18 protein-coding genes and 1 riboswitch are annotated in these 18,876 nt (G+C 34.3%); of the genes, 9 read left to right on the top strand and 9 right to left on the bottom strand.

The window, feature by feature from the left end; genetic code table 11:
- Positions 1-84 precede the first annotated feature (84 nt).
- Positions 85-834 carry a TraR/DksA C4-type zinc finger protein gene (locus CN692_RS12975; protein ID WP_098119584.1) on the bottom strand — a complete coding sequence of 250 codons (750 nt, stop codon included), beginning with the start codon at positions 832-834 and terminating at the stop codon, positions 85-87.
- A 99-nt stretch (positions 835-933) separates the two neighbouring features.
- A complete protein-coding gene (locus CN692_RS12970) occupies positions 934-1,857 on the bottom strand; it encodes a 1,4-dihydroxy-2-naphthoate polyprenyltransferase (protein WP_142317432.1) in 924 nt (307 codons plus the stop codon).
- A gap of 155 nt (positions 1,858-2,012) precedes the next feature.
- Here CN692_RS12970 and CN692_RS12965 point away from each other — a divergent pair, with 155 nt between their 5' ends.
- From CN692_RS12965 to menC, 6 genes are all read left to right on the top strand, one after another.
- Positions 2,013-3,419 (top strand): isochorismate synthase, encoded by a 1,407-nt coding sequence (locus CN692_RS12965; RefSeq protein ID WP_098119582.1) that lies wholly within the window; start codon positions 2,013-2,015, stop codon positions 3,417-3,419.
- Positions 3,409-5,145 (top strand): 2-succinyl-5-enolpyruvyl-6-hydroxy-3-cyclohexene-1-carboxylic-acid synthase, encoded by a 1,737-nt coding sequence (menD, locus tag CN692_RS12960; RefSeq protein ID WP_098119581.1) that lies wholly within the window; start codon positions 3,409-3,411, stop codon positions 5,143-5,145. The genes CN692_RS12965 and menD overlap by 11 nt, the downstream gene beginning before the upstream one ends.
- 18 nt (positions 5,146-5,163) lie before the next feature.
- Positions 5,164-5,991 carry a 2-succinyl-6-hydroxy-2,4-cyclohexadiene-1-carboxylate synthase gene (gene menH, locus CN692_RS12955; protein WP_098119580.1) on the top strand — a complete coding sequence of 276 codons (828 nt, stop codon included), beginning with the start codon at positions 5,164-5,166 and terminating at the stop codon, positions 5,989-5,991.
- Positions 5,988-6,806 carry a 1,4-dihydroxy-2-naphthoyl-CoA synthase gene (gene menB, locus CN692_RS12950; protein WP_098119579.1) on the top strand — a complete coding sequence of 273 codons (819 nt, stop codon included), beginning with the start codon at positions 5,988-5,990 and terminating at the stop codon, positions 6,804-6,806. The genes menH and menB overlap by 4 nt, the downstream gene beginning before the upstream one ends.
- Positions 6,807-7,076: 270 nt before the next feature.
- On the top strand, positions 7,077-8,519 hold the full coding sequence (locus CN692_RS12945) for an o-succinylbenzoate--CoA ligase (RefSeq protein ID WP_098119578.1): 1,443 nt from the start codon (positions 7,077-7,079) through the stop codon (positions 8,517-8,519).
- Positions 8,520-8,531: 12 nt separating this feature from the next.
- On the top strand, positions 8,532-9,635 hold the full coding sequence (gene menC, locus CN692_RS12940; RefSeq protein WP_098119577.1) for an o-succinylbenzoate synthase: 1,104 nt from the start codon (positions 8,532-8,534) through the stop codon (positions 9,633-9,635).
- Positions 9,636-9,680: 45 nt separating this feature from the next.
- On the opposite strand, the gene yidD is transcribed toward menC, so the two are convergent.
- Both yidD and ytzI read right to left on the bottom strand, forming a co-directional pair.
- Positions 9,681-9,935 carry a membrane protein insertion efficiency factor YidD gene (gene yidD / locus CN692_RS12935; protein WP_098119576.1) on the bottom strand — a complete coding sequence of 85 codons (255 nt, stop codon included), beginning with the start codon at positions 9,933-9,935 and terminating at the stop codon, positions 9,681-9,683.
- A gap of 24 nt (positions 9,936-9,959) precedes the next feature.
- On the bottom strand, positions 9,960-10,106 hold the full coding sequence (gene ytzI / locus CN692_RS12930; RefSeq protein ID WP_098119575.1) for a YtzI protein: 147 nt from the start codon (positions 10,104-10,106) through the stop codon (positions 9,960-9,962).
- A 167-nt stretch (positions 10,107-10,273) separates the two neighbouring features.
- Between ytzI and ytkD the strand changes: the two genes are divergently transcribed.
- Entirely contained in the window at positions 10,274-10,753 is a 480-nt protein-coding gene (gene ytkD, locus CN692_RS12925; protein ID WP_098119574.1) for an RNA deprotection pyrophosphohydrolase, read from the top strand.
- Positions 10,754-11,274: 521 nt separating this feature from the next.
- On the opposite strand, the gene CN692_RS12920 is transcribed toward ytkD, so the two are convergent.
- From CN692_RS12920 to CN692_RS12905, 4 genes are all read right to left on the bottom strand, one after another.
- On the bottom strand, positions 11,275-12,081 hold the full coding sequence (locus tag CN692_RS12920) for an ABC transporter permease (protein ID WP_172447118.1): 807 nt from the start codon (positions 12,079-12,081) through the stop codon (positions 11,275-11,277).
- Entirely contained in the window at positions 12,074-12,838 is a 765-nt protein-coding gene (locus tag CN692_RS12915; RefSeq protein WP_098119572.1) for an ABC transporter ATP-binding protein, read from the bottom strand. The genes CN692_RS12920 and CN692_RS12915 overlap by 8 nt, the downstream gene beginning before the upstream one ends.
- 12 nt (positions 12,839-12,850) lie before the next feature.
- Positions 12,851-13,843 (bottom strand): ABC transporter substrate-binding protein, encoded by a 993-nt coding sequence (locus CN692_RS12910; RefSeq protein WP_373605001.1) that lies wholly within the window; start codon positions 13,841-13,843, stop codon positions 12,851-12,853.
- Between the two features lie 166 nt (positions 13,844-14,009).
- Positions 14,010-14,501 carry an RrF2 family transcriptional regulator gene (locus CN692_RS12905; protein WP_098119570.1) on the bottom strand — a complete coding sequence of 164 codons (492 nt, stop codon included), beginning with the start codon at positions 14,499-14,501 and terminating at the stop codon, positions 14,010-14,012.
- Between the two features lie 224 nt (positions 14,502-14,725).
- Here CN692_RS12905 and CN692_RS12900 point away from each other — a divergent pair, with 224 nt between their 5' ends.
- Positions 14,726-15,169: a carboxymuconolactone decarboxylase family protein gene (locus CN692_RS12900; RefSeq protein ID WP_098119569.1), complete on the top strand. Its 444-nt coding sequence runs from the start codon at positions 14,726-14,728 to the stop codon at positions 15,167-15,169.
- Between the two features lie 172 nt (positions 15,170-15,341).
- Here the strand turns inward: CN692_RS12900 and pckA are convergent, their stop codons facing one another.
- Positions 15,342-16,928 carry a phosphoenolpyruvate carboxykinase (ATP) gene (pckA, locus tag CN692_RS12895; protein WP_098119568.1) on the bottom strand — a complete coding sequence of 529 codons (1,587 nt, stop codon included), beginning with the start codon at positions 16,926-16,928 and terminating at the stop codon, positions 15,342-15,344.
- A 300-nt stretch (positions 16,929-17,228) separates the two neighbouring features.
- A riboswitch (SAM riboswitch) is annotated at positions 17,229-17,343 on the top strand.
- 209 nt (positions 17,344-17,552) lie between these two features.
- Here pckA and metK point away from each other — a divergent pair.
- Positions 17,553-18,749, top strand: a complete 1,197-nt coding sequence (gene metK, locus CN692_RS12890) for a methionine adenosyltransferase (protein WP_098119567.1) — start codon at positions 17,553-17,555, stop codon at positions 18,747-18,749.
- Positions 18,750-18,876 lie beyond the last annotated feature (127 nt).

Genomic DNA, 18,876 nt, shown 5'->3' with positions numbered 1-18,876 from the left:
TAACGAAATTTCGTAAGCTTTATATTTCAATAATAAAAAAAACGACTACCATAAAAGTAATCGTTTTTAAATGAAAGCTATAATTTAATACTTTTCTATGTCTTTTACATCGATTTCGGATAGTTCGCCGTTTAAGGCTTGTTCTTCATAGTCATCAAGGTCTTGTTCATACTGTTCATGCTTTTTAGAAGGGTAGACGGTTCGTTCTTTACCATATATATCAGTGCCGATAAAGTTTTCAAATTCTTCAACATATCCTACATTTTCATAGCTCTCAGTATAAGTGTTTTCATACTCCTCAATATTATTGAATTCAAAATCAGAAGGTGTTTGTGAATTTCCATATCGTTCTACATCTTGTAGAGCGTCTTCAGCGTCATACATCATTGAGCGGTCTTTAGGATCCCTACTAAATGGAGGATTTAGAACTTCTTCCTCAATTGGACGATCGTATCTTATAGAAGAACTTGAAATATGTTGATCATGGGTATGCTCAATTGTTGCTTTCGCTGTAGGAAGTGCTTGTAAACGTTCAAAGGGAATTTCTTCGCCACTAATTTCACATATGCCATATGTTCCATTTTCAATTTTTTGCAGCGCAGTATTTACATCGGTTAATTCATTTCTTAAATGCTCATGAAGAGAAATGTCCTTTTCGCGTTCAAACAATTCAGTACCTAAATCACCAGGGTGATTGTCTATAAGTGAAAGTTCGTCGACTGAATCCCTGAGTGAATATGGAGTAAAAGCTGGATCATTTAATCTTTCTTCTATATGTTGTTTTTGTTTTAGTAATTCAGTTTTAAATGTTTGGATTTGTGATTGTGAAAGCATCATGCTCCCCCTTTTCAATAAATGAATATGGCTATCCATATTTTGTTCAAAAAGGGAGAAAACATGAGTTAAGTTTTTTGAGGAATTGAATTGTCTTAATTAGGAAAAAATATTTCCAATTATTAAGCCTATAACAAGAAGGAATCCCATTATAGTATTTGTTTTTGCTGTTGCTGCCATAGCTGGCATCATTTCCATTGGTTGAGTTTTACCAATAAAACCTTTTGTTGCTTTAATTGCTACCGGTATACTTGCTAAAGAAATCAGTGCAAAAGGTGTAATTAAATTCATTATGACAAATAAAATAACTAATGCATATGCAACGGCAAACATTGAACCAATAAAGATAATTGAATTCTTTTTACCTAATAAGATAACGAGTGTTTTGCGTCCATTTTCTTTATCGTTATCTAAATCGCGTATATTGTTTGCTGTTAAAATTGCTCCAATTGTAATAGAAGTAGGAATTGATAGTAAAATTACATTAGATGGTAAATTTCCAGCTTGGATATAATAAGTAATTCCAATAATGACAACACCCATAAAGAAGCCCGCAACTAATTCTCCAAATGGAGTATATGCAATTGGAAGTGGTCCTCCAGTGTAAAAATAAGCTGCTGCCATACATATTAGACCAATAACTGCTATCCACCAGCTACTTTGAATGCAAATATAAATACCTAAAAGTAGTGCAATACCAAAAAAAGAAAAAGCGAGTGTTAATACAGTTGAAGGTTTAATGCCATCTCTTACGATTGCTCCTCCGATTCCGACAGAACCTTCATGATCAAGACCTCTTTTATAATCATAATACTCATTGATCATATTTGCAGCTGCTTGGATTAATAAACTTGCAATAAGCATCGAAAGAAATAAAAGTAAATGAAATGAATGATCTATATGTGCTAACATTGCACCGATCGCAACAGGAATGAACGCTGCGGTTAATGTATGTGGTCTTAACAAATTCCACCATGTTCTAAAACCTGTTGAGGAAGTTGGTGATTGAATTGTTGGTTGCATTTTTAACATCCTCCTTTTTATTATTATTTGAAAATGTAGGCCATTTTACTTTAAAAAAGTATGGACGAACTTCATAAAATTGACAGTCTACATTCATCGTTGTATCTTTAGTTATATCATGTATTTAACGTATATTTAAGCTAGGGGGAACTATAATGCTTAGAACAGGTCAGCTAGAATCGATTGCATTCTTTGAGCACTCTCTTTTGAATGCAAAAACTTGTTCAAAACGCTTTATTTGTAAAGTGGAAAAAATAATGAATATTCATCCCCTAAGCGTTTACCATTTTTATCATGAATTGGGTTTTACTGAACGCTTTTATTGGTCAAACCAAGAAAACTCGTTAATTCTCACAGGAATTGGTACTTTAGTTCCTTTTCATCATAGTACAGAAGAACAGTATTCTGCAATAGAAAAAGAATGGAAACGCTTTGGAGAGCAAGTGCATATCGAGCAAGAACATTGCTTTGGTACAGGACCTATAGCTCTTGGGGGTTTCTCTTTTTTTGATGATTATAAAGATGATCAAGATTGGAAGAATTTTGGAACCTCTCATTTCTATATACCTAAATTAATGGTGACGGTTACAAAAGAAGGAACATTTATTACTTCTAATTATGAAATAAATGAACAAACTTCCGTAGAGGATTTATTGCTTCAATATAAAGAATATGATGACTTTTTAGAAAACTTTGGAATGAAGCAACCGAGTTTTACGCAATCGGAATGCATCAATAAGGATGAATATGAACCAAATGAATGGATTCAAAGTGTAAAAGAAGCTATACAACAAATGAAAAACGAAAAGTTAGAAAAGGTTGTATTAAATCGCACTTTAGATGCTACATTTTCGGCAGAAGTAAATTCAACAAAAGTAATATATGAACTAGAAGCAACAAGAAATGTTAATTATATTATTTCTTATCAAATAAAAGATACTGTATTTATTAGTGCTACTCCTGAACGATTGATTTCTAAAAAAAATAATACGGTTTCTTCAATGTGCCTTGCGGGTTCAGCTGCTAAAGGAAAAACTAAGGAAGAAAATATAGAGGCTTCTAATTGGCTATTAAATAGTAAAAAAAATAATGGAGAACATGCTTTTGTTGTAAACTATATCCGAGAAACTCTAAAGAAATATTGTAACGAATTATTAATTCCGTCGACCCCAAGAATTATGGCGACTAAAAGCTTATTGCATTTATTTACGCCAGTTGAAGGGAAATTATATAACAACGTTACTTTATTCGAACTAATTCAAGCATTACATCCGACACCAGCACTTGGTGGTTTTCCTAAGGAAGAAGCATGCAAATTAATTCGTGAACTTGAACCTGTGGATCGCGGTTGGTATGGTGCTCCAATTGGATGGATTGATTTAAATGGAAATGGCGATTTTGCTGTAGGCATACGTAGTGCCTTAATTAAGGGAGAAAAAGCAAAATTATATGCCGGTTGTGGTGTTGTACAAGATTCAAAACCAGAGGAAGAATTTTTTGAAACTGGTGTAAAGTTTCTGCCAATGCTGAACGCATTAGGAGGGTTACGAAATGAAAGATAATGAAGCATTAACAAAATATATAGGTGCTCTTGTAGATGAATTAAGCGCACTAAATATTCAAAACGTTGTAATTAGCCCTGGGTCGCGTTCTACACCAATCTCGATGCTTGTAAATGAGCATCCAAAACTTAAGTCTTATATTGCAGTGGATGAAAGAGGAGCAGGTTTTTTTGCTTTAGGAATTGCCAAAAGTACTAAACAGCCAACAGTTTTAATTTGTACATCTGGAACAGCGGCTTCTAACTATTTACCTGCAATATCTGAAGCGAGAGAATCTAGAATTCCTTTGATCGTATTAACAGCTGATCGACCACATGAGCTGCGAGATATTGGTGCACCGCAGGCCATGAATCAAATTGGCTTATATGGTTCTTTTGTAAAAAAATTCATTGAACTGGCCTTACCAGAAGCTTCTGAGGCAATGTACCAATATGCCCGTTCAAGTATTAATCGACTTTACCGTTCATGTGTGACTGCTCCCATGGGGCCTGTACATATGAATGTGCCTCTACGAGAACCATTAGTTCCAAATTTTGCAATTGATGATTTATTTTCGTCAGGAAAACGTAAAAATTCTGCTCATACGATACTTACTAAAACTCTTGCGATAATTTCAGAGGAAACAAGAAATGAAATCACCGAGCTTTTTCAATCAAAAAGAAAAGGCTTATTAGTTTGTGGACCGTATGTTGAAGGCGATGCTTTAAAAAGGATTATTGCTTTAGGAAGTTTATTAGACTACCCAGTTCTTTGTGATCCGCTTTCAAATGGTAGAGCAAATAATAATGAGGATTCAAATGTAATCGATACATACGATACGTTCCTTCGTTTTGAAGATATTGCTAATTCACTTGAGTCTGAAATAATTGTTCGATTTGGCTCGATGCCTGTCTCTAAGACATTTACTCAATATACACAAAGGCAACAAGATTGTGAGCTGATTGTAATTGATGAAGGTGACCTATGGAGAGATCCAACATTAAAAGCTACACAAATGATTTCATGTGATGATCTTGAATTTTGTAATGCAATTTTCGAATCATATGAGAAGACAACTGAATTTCAACCTGATTGGTTGAATGAATGGAAATCAATTAATGAAAAAACGAAAAACGGACTTCAGCAAGTTGAACAGTTTGATGAACTTTTTGAGGGGAAAATTGTTCAAGTTTTAGCAAAGTCTATAGAGGAAGAAAGTACTTTATTTGTATCAAACAGTATGCCAATTCGTGATGTAGATACATTTTTACTTTCGCAATCTAAAAAGTTAAAAATTGCTTGTAATCGAGGCGTAAATGGTATTGATGGAACAATTGCGACCGCATTAGGAATGGCAGCAGCTGGAGACAATGTGACATTATTGATTGGAGATTTATCTTTCTACCATGATTTAAATAGTCTAGTACTTTCTAAGCTACATCATTTGCCTTTACGAGTTATTCTCGTTAATAATGATGGAGGCGGCATCTTCTCATTTTTACCTCAATCAAAAGAGGAAAAGCATTTCGAAGCATTGTTTGGCACTCCATTAGGATTGGATTTTGAACATGCTACAGCACTTTTCGGTGGAATTCATACAAAAATTAATAATTGGTTCGATTTTGAAGATGTGTTGTCTAGAAAGAATGATGGTTTACAAGTTATCGAAATTCGAACAAATCGTCAAGAAAATTATGATCTACATCAAAAAGTTTGGAGCATTGTAAAATCTAAATACGAAAAGTAAAGTTAGGTGTTCCTGCTAATGGAAATTAAGATTAATGAAGTTACCTATTCATATACTGAATCTGGTCAAGGGCAAACAATTCTCTTATTGCACGGTTTCACCGGTTCAAAGGAAACATGGGGAAATTTAATAAAAGAGCTAGAACTAAATTTTCATGTAATAGCAATTGATTTATTAGGGCATGGTGAGACTGATGCTCCAATTGATGACGAACGTTATAAAATGGAGTATGCTGCTAAAGATCTATCTGACTTTTTAATACAAAAGCAGATTGATTCTGTGCATTTATTAGGCTATTCAATGGGTGGTAGACTAGCCCTCTATTTTGCTTTGGCCTACCCAGCTAAAATTAGCTCACTTATTTTAGAAAGTTGTACAGCTGGTCTTAATACTGAGCGTGAAAGATTAGCTCGAATCGAACAAGATACTAAATTATCCTCGATGATCATGAATGATGGCATTGAAACATTTGTTAATTATTGGGAAAACATACCGTTATTTTCTACACAAAAGAATCTACCTAAATCATCACAGGAAGAGATTAAACAAGGTAGATTAAATCAGTCACCAATTGGACTAAGTAATAGTCTAAAAGGGATGGGGACAGGCATCCAGCCTTCTTTATGGAATGATTTAAATCAATTTCACAAAACAACATTATTAGTTTGTGGTGAATATGATGAAAAGTTTTGCCTAATAATGGGGAAAATGAACGAGAAGCTAAAAAATAGCGAAATTATAAAAATTCCACACGCTGGCCATGCAATTCATGTGGAACAATCGGAAAAATTTGCTACAATAGTAAGTGGGTTTTTATTGGAAAGAGAAAAGGAGGAAATTTCATGACTATTGAATGGGTACAAGAAAGAAAGTATGAAGAAATTTTATATTCTACATATAATGGAATCGCTAAAATTTCAATCAATCGTCCGCACGTACATAACGCATTTACACCATTAACAGTATCAGAATTGATTGATGCTTTTGCTTATGCAAGAGATGACCAAAAAATTGGTGTTATTATTTTAACAGGTGAAGGTGGAAAAGCATTCTGTTCTGGAGGAGACCAAAGTGTTCGCGGACACGGTGGTTATGTTGGACAAGACCACATTCCTCGCCTTAATGTATTAGATTTACAACGCTTAATTCGTGTTATTCCAAAGCCTGTAATTGCGATGGTAGCTGGATACGCAATTGGTGGAGGACATGTTCTTCACGTAGTTTGTGACTTAACAATCGCTGCAGAAAACGCTAAATTTGGACAAACTGGTCCAAAAGTAGGTAGCTTTGACGCTGGTTATGGCTCAGGCTATTTAGCTCGTATTGTAGGTCATAAAAAAGCTCGTGAAATTTGGTACTTATGCCGTCAATATAATGCACAAGAAGCATCAGATATGGGCTTAGTAAACAAAGTAGTACCTTTAGAAGAATTAGAAACTGAAACAGTTAAATGGGCTGAAGAAATGCTTGAAAAGAGTCCAACTGCACTTCGTTTCTTAAAAGCAGCAATGAATGCAGATACAGATGGTTTAGCTGGAATTCAACAGCTAGCTGGAGATGCAACACTTCTTTACTACACAACTGATGAAGCAAAAGAAGGCCGCGATGCATTTAAAGAAAAACGTACACCTGATTTCGATAAATTCCCACGTTTTCCTTGATTTGAAAGAAGATAAAAGCTTGATGAGCAATCATCAAGCTTTTCAGTTTATAGGCAAAGTCCTAAAAATTTGATTTTCAGACTGCCTGAAAACGTTTGTCTTTCGAGGCACGAAGTCTGATGAGGAGCGGAGTTACCCTACCGGTAATGAGCACCGCAGACAGACGAAGTAACGAAGAAAGCGAGCGTTTGGCGGGCAGTCTGAAAGCTTGATGAGCAATCATCAAGCTTTTTTGAATTAATTTTCATTACAGTAAGGAAGTGTATTTAAATGAGTCAAATTCCGAATTTTTTACTTGAAAGAGTCAGATTAACTCCTGATCGAGTAGCCGTTGCAACCGATGTAGAGGAAATTACGTTTAAGGAATTACATAACCGGGTTTTAAATCTAGCATATAAATTTCACCAATTAGGTATAAAAGACGAGTCCCATGTGTCTGTTTTAATGAATAATTCCGTTGAGTTTATACAAGTTGTATATGCCCTTCATTATATCGGAGCTACATCAATTTTACTGAATATAAGATTAAGTGATGATGAAATAAGATACCAATTAGAAAATAGTGATTCTGAATTTTTAATCGTAACAAATTCAAATGCAATCAAGGTACCTGAAAATATTAAATTGATAAATATAGATGGGTTGGAACATGTCGAAATGAAGGATTTTCCGATCCGGTATAATTTTGATGAGGATAAAATCGCTACAATGATGTACACATCCGGAACAACTGGCTTCCCAAAAGCAGTTTTACAAACTTATCGTAACCACTTTAACAGTGCCGTTGCATCAGTCTTAAATTTAGGATTAGAGCAGCAGGATGTATGGCTAGTTTGTTTACCAATGTTCCATGTAGGTGGCTTATCAACTGTATACAAAAGTGCGATTTATGGAATGAAAATTGTCATAACAAATAAAGCTGATGCACAAACAATTAAAGACTGCGTCATAAAGCATAATGTAACCATTCTATCTGTCGTTACAAAAGTTTTAAATGACCTCTTAACACTTGTTGAAGGAACAAATGATTTAAAAAGTGTAAGGGCAGCTTTACTTGGAGGGGGTCCTGCACCACTTCCACTGTTACAAAAGGCAAGTTCTTTAAATGTACCAGTTTATCAAACATATGGAATGACTGAAACATGTTCACAGATAGCAACTCTTTCTCCTGAATACATGCTTTCTAAACTTGGTTCTGCTGGTAAAGCTTTATTCGGTTGTACACTTGAAATAAAAGAAGATGGTCGAACTTGCTTACCTGGAGAAGTAGGAGAAATTGTCGTCAAGGGACCGAATGTAAGTAAAGGGTATTATAAGCTTGATCGGGATTTGAATGCATCTGATTACCTTTACACAGGTGATTTAGGTTATGTAGATGAAGATGGCTTTTTATTCGTAGTTGATCGTCGAAGTGACTTAATTATTTCTGGGGGAGAGAATGTCTATCCTGCAGAGATCGAATCAGTATTATTATCGCACCCAGACATTATTGAAGCTGGTGTAACTGGCAAAGAAGATCCAGCTTGGGGAAAGGTACCTGTTGGATTTGTGATCAGTAAATCCTCTAATCCTCCATCCCAAGAAGAACTAATCGAGTATTGTCGAGATAAAATAGCGGGATATAAAATTCCAAAAGAAATAATTTATGTAGAAAACTTACCAAGAAATGCAACAAACAAGCTAGTAAGAAGAGAGCTGCTAAAGCTTTTATAAGGGGAATTAATGATGTTAATTCAACAAATTGAATTATTTTTAATTGAACAGCCTTTAAAGATACCATTTAAAACAAGCTATGGTACATATGAAAAACGTGAAAGTATTATTGTTAAAATTATCGATGAAAATGGAGTGCATGGTTTTGGGGAAGTTATTGCTTTTTCTGAACCGTGGTATACGGAAGAAACGATTTATTCAGCACTTCATGTTTTACAAGATTTCTTAATCCCAAAATTATTATATAAACAATTTAATCATCCTAGTGAAGTAGCATTGCAGTTAAATCAATTTAAAGGGAATCAAATGGCTAAAGCAGGGCTTGAAAGTGCGTATTGGGATTTGTATAGTAAACAAAATTCAATTTCGTTAGCGCAAGCCTTAGGGGGCAATAAAGCTGAGATACCAGTTGGGGTCGTTATTAGTATAGACGAGCCAGGAAAAATGACAAAACAAATTGGTGACTATTTAGCACAAGGATATGAACGATTTAAAATAAAGGTTTCGAGAGAAAATGATTACGAAATTGTATCTACTATTCGAAATAGCTATCCGACAATTCCTTTAATGATTGATGCTAATTCGGATTATTCGATAGACGACATCCCTCAACTAAGAAAATTAGATCAATTTAATCTAATGATGATTGAGCAGCCTTTCGGTGAGCGCCAATTTATTGAACATGCTATTCTTCAAAAGGAAATTTCGACCCCTGTTTGTTTAGATGAAAGTATTTGTTCCATTGAGGATGTTCAAATTGCCCACGAACTAAAAGCATGTAAAATCATTACTGTAAAGCCTGGCAGAGTCGGAGGACTAACCAACTCAATCGAAATTCATCGTTATTGCGTTGAAAAGAATATTCCAATTTGGGTTGGGGGTATGATCGAAACAGGAATCTCTAGAATTCAAAACGTTGCATTAGCCTCTCTTCCAGGATTTACGATCCCTGGAGATATATCGGCCTCATCTAGACATTGGGAGCGCGATATTATTTATCCAGAGGTAGCATTAATAAATGGAAAAGTTAGAGTTCCAGATGGGCCTGGTATAGGAGTAGAAGTGGATGAAGCAAGAGTGAGAAGTCTTTCTAAAAAGATTTATAGACATGCTTAAAAAAATAGACAAAAAAATACGATCAAATTAAACTTGTCATTCATTTCAAGTTTCTTTGACCGTATCTTTTTTTATTTCCTTATTTTTCTTCTCAGGTACTGGATCAAATCCACCTGGATGAAACGGATGGCACTTAAGTATTCTTTTAGTCGTTAAATAAGAGCCTTTTAGCGCACCATGAGTCTGTAGTGCCTCTAATCCATAATGAGAGCATGTTGGATAAAATCTACATGAAGGTGGCGTTGCAGGTGATATCCATTTTTGATAAAATCGAATGATTCCAATTAATATTTTATTCATATACAAACCTTACGTCTGCTAGAATTATTTTTCATCATGGTTATTATTCATTTTTACGTCTTCTAGCTTATCGACTTTATGCTGTACTCCATAGCCTTTATTTACAGTAAGTACGAATGCACCAAACACAACAACGATAATAATTCCACTAACAACAAATACTCCAGTCATACGCTAATCCTCCTAAATAGTTATACTACTATGATATAGTATACTGTCCAATATGCAAGGCATTCAAATATTTTCATAAAGATTAAGGAATATTATTTTAATAATGATGAAACATTTTAATAGACATAGTACAATGGATAAACAAGTATGAATGTAGGAAGGTTAAAATGTACATATTTAAAGATTTTTACCATAATACAGTTGAATTATCATTTGAGAAGCATCCATTTGCACTCAATCCAAAGCATGTTTGGGTTATTTGTAAATACAATGACCAATGGTTACTAACAGACCACCAAAGAAGAGGATACGAATTTCCAGGTGGAAAAGTAGAAGAAGGCGAAACGCCAGAAGAAGCCGCTAAACGCGAAGTTTTAGAAGAAACCGGTGGAAATGTATCTAAAATTAATTACCTAGGGCAGTATCGTGTTACAGGTAAGGACAAAATCATTATAAAAAATATTTACTTTGCCGAAATAAGTGAACTGTTAACACAAAAGCATTATTTTGAAACAAACGGCCCTGTCCTATTAGATGAATTTCCACCAAACATAAAAAGGGATCGAAGATTTAGTTTTATCATGCGTGACGAAGTATTTTCACAAAGTTTAAGTTATTTAAATAATAAAAAAGGCTCACTTTTATAAGTGAGCCTTTTTACGTTTTTTTGGTTTGAAAATAAATCATGGGTTGGGCAAAAAAAGAAAGGTGAGGGTGGGAACAAATCCGAGGAAGTGCAAATAAAAAAGGAGAAACTGCAATTAAATCTAGGGAAGTGCAAATAAAAAAGGAGAAACTGCAATTAAATCTGGGGAGGTGCAAATAAAAAGGAGAAACTGCAATATAAATCAGCAAAACTGCAAATAAAGGCATTAAATTAGAACAAAGTGTAGTGTGTGAATCAAAAAAAGAAAAAATATCATTAAAATAGTTCGAGTAAGTACAAAATCATGTAAAAAATCATAATAAACACGAAATTGCTCCCCTCAATTAATGCTCAAATGATGTTTATCAACAAAGATTCCCGTTATATCAACAAAAATCATTGTTATATCAACAAAAATCAGTACTTTATCAACAAAGTTCACAACTTTATCAATAAAGTTCACTTAGTGTTCGTACTTTCCAAACATGCTAAAAAAGCTCACACCTCCGGTGAGCTTTTCACTTATTTTTTTAATGTTTTTCTCTCTATATATTCAACAATTATATACATTACACCAGCGCAAACGCTGATGATTAATACACTCATTAAAACGAGCGTGAAGTTAAATACTTGGAAGCCATATACGATTAAATAGCCGAGTCCGCTTTTGGAAACTAAGAACTCTCCGACAATCACTCCTACCCAAGCTAAGCCGACATTTACTTTTAATGTTGAAATGACGGTAGGTATACTAGCAGGAAAGATGACATTTTTAAAGATTTGAGTTTTTGTTGCTCCAAAACTTTTAATGACTTTTACGTAATTTTCGTCTACTTGTAAAAAGGCTTGATAAATAACTAGTGCTGTAATGACAAAACTTATAATGATCCCCATGGCAATTATTGAAGAATACGAAGGTCCAAAAATAACGATAATGATTGGGCCAAGCGCAACCTTTGGCATTGCATTAAAAACTACTAAAAACGGGTCTAGTACTTTTGAAGTGAATGGATACCACCAAAGTATAATGGCTAGAACTAATCCAAGAATTGTACCTAAAATAAAGCCAACTAACGTTTCAGTAATCGTAGTCATAGCATCATGATAAATCGAGCCATCCGCGATTTTAGAGATAAATAAATCGTAAATTTTAGTTGGTGCACTAAATAATAATGGATCAATTATTCTTCGGTGGCTTAAGAGCTCCCAAGCTATGAAAAATATAATAATAATTAATATTTGGATAAAAAATACTAAAAGTTTTTTGCGGCGATTTTTTTTTGCTATTTTGTCATGATAGGATTTTAGCTCATCATATACTTTATCCACGTTTCTCCAACTCCTTCCAAATAGAAGAAACGTAAGATGAAAAAAGTGATTGGTGTCGTGCTTCAAAAGGGGAGTGCGTACGTAATTCATCTGGTAAATGAAAAACTTTTGATATTTTTGTAGGAACATTAGTTAGCGTAATGACCCGATCACACATTGCTACAGCTTCTTCGATATCGTGAGTTACTAATATAGCGGTTGTATTTAACTTTTTAAATAAGTTGAAAACTAATTCTTCTAGTTTTACTTTATTTTGATAATCTAAAGCTGAAAATGGTTCATCCAATAATACAATTGATGGGCTTGTAGAGAGAGTTCTTACTAATGCAACTCGTTGTCTCATTCCACCAGAAAGTTCTCTTGGGTATGCATTTTCGTAATCTTTTAATCCAACTTCATTTAACAATTCTAAAGTTCGATTCTTGTTTTCTTCTGTGTCCTTATCTAGAATTTGAAGACCTAGAAATATATTTTCCTTAATTGTTTTCCAAGGGAACAAATAATCGTGCTGAAGCATGTAACCAATTTCCCCTGATTTTATATTATATGGCTTGCCTTTAAACTTTACTGAACCCTCATATGGTACAAGCAAGGAAGAAATAATAGACAAAAGTGTGCTTTTTCCACATCCACTTGGACCTAGTACTGAAACAAATTCACCCTTTTCAACATTAAACGTTAAACCATCCAATATTTTAATTGCTTTTTGCTTTGATAAAAATACATGAGAAATATCATCAATTGTAAGATAGCTCATTTTAATGACCTTCTACTTCTCCGTAGATTTTTCAGCGAATTTTGTATCAACTAATACTGAGTGTGGAACCTCTTTTGGTAATACGCCAGAGTGTTTCATGATCGTTTGAAGATTATTCCACTCATCTTCTTCTAATATTGGATTTGTTGAATAAGAGTTTTGAGACTTATAACGATCAATAACTTTTATTGAAATATCTAAAGGTGTATCTTTAAAGAATGGTGCAACACTTTTTGCGATTTCTTCAGCGGAATGAGAATCAACCCATTGCTCGGCTTCATAAATTGCATCAGTAAATTGTTGAGCTGTTTTAGCATTCTTCTTCAAATAACTTTCTTTTGCTATAAAAGCCGTGTAAGGTACTTTTCCTGATTCTAATCCGAATGAAGCGACGATTTTGCCTCTTCCTTCTTTTTCCATAATACTTGCTGTAGGCTCAAATAATTGTACATATTGTCCAGTCCCTGATGCATATGCATTCGCGATATTAGCAAAGTCGATGTTTTGGATAAGATTCAAATCTTTATGTGGATCAATCCCATGTTTACTTAGGACGTATTCGCCAACCATTTGTGGCATGCCACCTTTTCTTTGCCCTAAAAACGTTGTGCCTTTTAGTTGATCCCAATTAAATGTACCAGTTTGATTTCTCGCTACTAAAAAAGTTCCATCCGTTTGAGTCAGTTGAGCAAAGCTTTTAACTGGATCATTTGCTCCTTGAGCGTATACATAGATTGTTGTTTCAGGACCAACTAATCCAATATCTGCACCGTTTGATAGCACAGCAGTCATTGTTTTATCTCCACCAGCAGTAGTCGTTAATTCAACATCTAATCCATGCTTTTTAAAAATCCCTTCACTTATGGCCACATATTCAGGTGCGTAGAATAATGAATGAGTCACCTCTGCAACTCTTACTTTTGTATTGCCATCTTTTGGTTTATCTTTCGAGCAAGCACCTAAAATAGAAGCAACTAATAAAAATAAAATAACGAACCATTTGATTTTCATTTAATCCCTCCTAATCAAAAATATACAATTAGCCTATGCAATAGGAGAAAATGGGTGAATGCGGAGTTCTGACGTGCAGTTTGACTGAAGAACAGCAGAAATTTTTTGGACAAAAGAAAAAACCTCTCAAAATTCCTTTTTTAGGAAATTAGAGAGGTTTTTATTTATTGCTCTTCGAAAAATATTTTCGAGTATCTTCGCGTATTTCGCTAGGTAAAACAGTTGCTAATTCTTTGTTTAACCACGAAAGTGTTTTACTACGTAAATATTCATGCATTTTTTCTTCTGCAGAGAGCATGACTAAATTGATCGTGCAAGTAGCACTTGGAGTACAACCTTTTTCTCTATATAGATAACCATTATCTTTAATGTTTTTACATTGAAATATGGGTTTAGAACCTTCAACTGCTTCAATTACATCCCAAAAAGAAATTTCTTCTGGAGATTTAGCAAGTTTAAAACCACCTTTAACTCCTGGAACTGAACTTACAATACCAGCTTTAGATAATTTACTAAAAATCTTTGAGAGATATGTATCTGAAACACCTTGAAAGAAGGAAAGTTCCTTTATTCCAATTGGAGAATCTTCAGGAGTATCAATTAAATAAACTAGGCAGTGAAGTGCATACTCAACTCCAACGCTATACTGCATTAAAACACCTTCTTCATAAAAGAGATTATGTTAATTAATCTTAGAAATGTTTTATTTCTTTGTCAAACATTTACTTTTAGAGCAAATAAATGAGTTTGACAAAATAAAAAAAACGATTTATTATGGATTATATCAATCGGCGATTAAGTTAGTCGCCGATTGTTTAATATAATTCTACATCTAAACATTTATTTTTAGAATTAACTTTTTTAGGGGGAAATAAAATGGAACAACAAATTAATTATTATAAGTTAGCACCAGAAGCACTTAAAATAATGATGGAAATGGAAAAGTATACTAAATCAACGGGTATAGACCATAAACTTCGTGAACTTATTAAAATTCGTGCTTCACAAATTAATGGTTGTGCATTTTGCATCGACATGCATACCTCTGAAGCAAGAGAAATAGGTGAAACGGAACAACGTATATATTGTCTTACTACATGGAAAGAGTGTGCTTTTTATACAGATGCAGAAAAAGCAGCATTAGAGTTAACAGAGCATATCACATTGATCCCGAATAAAGGTGTGCCAGGAGAACTCTATAATCGTGTTAGTAAACACTTCAGCGAAAAGGAATATGTAAATCTTGTCCTTATAATCAATCAAATTAATAGCTGGAATAGAATCTCTATATCAATGGGGAATACACCAGCTGAAAGATAATTATGTCTTTATATAAAAAAAGCATCCAAATGAACAGTTTGGATGCTTTTGCATTTTAGGATTTATAATATGGCATTAGATTAATAGCGAAATTTTAACTCTGATTAAAAAGGGCTATCCAAATGTCATTAATTCTGACTTTAGGACAGCCCTTACATTTTTATTTATTAAATTATTTTAAAGGTCCACCAAGCTCAGCTAATTGAGCGTCAAAGCCTTCAAACTTTTTGAAGTTTTCTTGGAATTTTTTTACTAATTCAAGAGCTTTTTGATCATATGCTGATTTATCTTCCCAAGTTGTTGATGGAACTAATACGCTATCAGGTACACCAGGTACATGAGTTGGAATTGCTAATCCGAAAAACTCATCTTGTGTAGTTTCAATGTTGTTTAAATCTCCTTCAAGTGCAGCGTGAACCATTGCTCTTGTGTAAGAAAGATTCATACGTTTACCAACGCCATATTCTCCACCAGTCCAGCCAGTGTTTACTAAGAATACATTTACATTATGTTTTTCAATTTTTTCACCAAGCATTTTTGCATATTCTACAGCTGGAAGCGGTAAGAATGGTGATCCAAAGCATGTTGAGAATGTTACTTGTGGAGATGTAACACCACGCTCAGTACCTGCTAATTTACTAGTAAATCCACTTAAGAAGTGGTACATTGCTTGCTCTTTTGTTAATTTGCTGATTGGAGGTAATACTCCAAATGCATCAGCAGTTAAAAAGATAATTGCATGTGGATGTCCAGCAACGCTTGGCTCAATGATATTTTGAATTGCTTGCATTGGATATGCAGCACGAGTATTTTCTGTTAAAGTTGTATCATCATAGTCAGCTAAACGGCTATCAGATTTAACAACTACATTTTCTAAAACAGTACCAAATTTAATTGCAGAGAAAATTTGTGGCTCTTTTTCAAATGTTAAGTTGATACATTTAGCGTAGCAACCGCCTTCAATATTGAATACACCATTATCTGACCAGCCATGCTCGTCATCACCGATTAATTTGCGGTCTGCATCAGCAGATAATGTAGTTTTACCAGTTCCTGAAAGACCAAAGAATAATGCTACATCGCCTTCGCTACCAACGTTAGCAGAACAGTGCATTGGTAAAACATTATTTTGTGGTAATAGGAAATTCATGATAGAGAAAATTGATTTTTTCATTTCTCCAGCGTATTCAGTACCACCAATTAAGATTATTTTCTTTTCAAATGATACAATAACAAATGCCTCTGAATTTGTTCCATCTACTACTGGGTCTGCTTTAAATGTCGGAGCAGAAACAATTGTAAACTCAGCTTCATGAGTTAGAAGTTCTTGCTCAGTTGGGCGAATAAATAATTGATGAGCAAATAGGTTGTGCCATGCAAATTCGTTAATTACTTGGATAGGTAAACGGTACTCAGTATCTGCGCCAGCAAATCCTTTAAATAAGAATAGTTCGTTACGATCTTTTAAGTAGTTAAGTACTTTGCTATATAATTTTTCGAATACGTCAGCAGAGATTGGTTGGTTTACTGAACCCCAATCGATTAAATTTTCAACAGATGCCTCTTTAACAATAAATTTATCCTTAGGTGAACGTCCAGTATATTTGCCTGTTGAAACGCTAACTGCTCCTGTTGACGTTAAAATTCCTTCTTGTCTTGTTAGGACTTTTTCAACTAACTCAGAAACGCTAAGTTGGTTATACATTTGATTACTAATAAGTAATTCGTTTAATTCAAAGTTTACATCAACTGTCTTCATATACTAATACCATCCTTTAAATATATTTGTCTGCCATGTAGGTATCTCGATAAATAGTATAACACATTTATTTTAATAGTGTATACTATTAGTTAGCAAAATGTGTTATGAATTTCATTAAAAAATAAATTTGAGTAAAATGATTTAATTAATAGGTGTAATTTCGTCAATAGAATATGATAAATAGTAATTTCCATTTAAATAGAAATTAAAAGTTATTGTAGAATTATGTCATAAGTAATGATAAAAGTTGTTGACAAGAAAGTGAAATTTTAATATGATACTTTTCATACGGATACTCTCTTATCCCGAGTAGGTGGAGGGATACAGGCCCTACGAAGCCCAGCAACCTCACTTTTAGTGAAAGGTGCTGAACCTGATGCAAGACTTTTTTTTATGTCTTGAACGATAAGAGCGAAAGGCAAATAACCAAGAACCCTTTCCTCAGGTAATATTTGATAAGAGGAAGGCTTTTTTTTTGCTCAAAACTTAAATACAGTGGCAATTTCGTAATTTACACTGAGTTATCTTTATCTTAAATGGGAAACATAGGAATAGGAACAAACTTTTTATTCTTATGTTGAGAAAAAAGAGATCCGTCAATTCAATTTAGGAGGGGACTCAATGTCACAACGTCGTTTATTTACTTCAGAATCAGTTACAGAAGGACATCCAGATAAAATCTGTGACCAAATCTCAGATTCAATTCTTGATGCAATTTTAGCAAATGATCCGAATGCTCGTGTAGCAGCGGAAACATCAGTTACAACAGGTCTAGTACTTGTTGCAGGTGAAATCACAACTTCTACTTATGTAGATATTCCAAAAATCGTTCGCGAAACAATCCGTGAAATCGGTTATGATCGTGCAAAATACGGATTTGATGCAGATACATGTGCAGTTTTAACTTCTATCGATGAGCAATCAGCAGATATCGCTTTAGGTGTAGACCAAGCGTTAGAAGCACGTGAAGGTAGCATGTCAGATGAAGAAATCGAAGCAATCGGAGCAGGTGACCAAGGTTTAATGTTCGGTTTTGCTGTAAATGAAACACCTGAATTAATGCCACTTCCAATTTCATTATCACACAAAATTGCTCGCCGTTTAACGGAAGTTAGAAAAAATGAAACAGTTTCTTACTTACGTCCAGACGGTAAAACTCAAGTAACTGTTGAGTATGATGAAAACAACAAACCAGTTCGTATTGATGCAATCGTTGTATCAACACAACATGGTCCAGAAGCTACTCAAGCTCAAATCGAAAATGATATTAAAGAACTTGTAATTAAACCAGTTGTACCAGCTGAGTTAATTGATGAAAATACAAAATTCTTTATCAACCCAACAGGTCGTTTCGTAATTGGTGGACCTCAAGGTGATGCAGGTTTAACAGGTCGTAAAATTATCGTTGATACTTACGGTGGATATGCTCGTCACGGTGGTGGCGCATTCTCTGGTAAAGATGCAACTAAAGTTGACCGTTCTGCTGCTTACGCTGCACGTTACGTTGCGAAAAACATCGTAGCTGCTGGCTTAGCTGATAAAGCTGAAGTTCAATTAGCATATGCAATTGGTGTAGCTAAACCAGTTTCAATCGCTATTGATACTTTTGGTACAGGTAAAGTTTCAGAAGAAAAACTAGTTGAAGTAATTCGCAACAACTTCGACCTACGTCCAGCTGGAATTATCAAAATGCTTGACTTACGTCGTCCGATTTACAAACAAACTGCTGCTTATGGTCACTTCGGCCGTACAGATATCGATCTTCCTTGGGAGCGTACTGACAAAGCAGAAGTTTTAAAAACTGAAGCAGGTCTATAATAATAAGTTTAAGGCTGAATACGGCATTTGCTGTATTCAGTCTTTTTTTGTTTATACAGAGTTACATTCTAATAGAAGACAAATATAGATAGGCATACTTAAAAATGATTTTTCATAGGTTTAAATG

The sequence above is a fragment of the Bacillus sp. AFS002410 genome (assembly GCF_002556365.1).
Classification (GTDB): Bacteria; Bacillota; Bacilli; order Bacillales; family Bacillaceae_G; genus Gottfriedia.
Note: the sequence above shows the minus strand (reverse complement) of the source record. Positions and strands in the feature narration are given on the sequence as shown.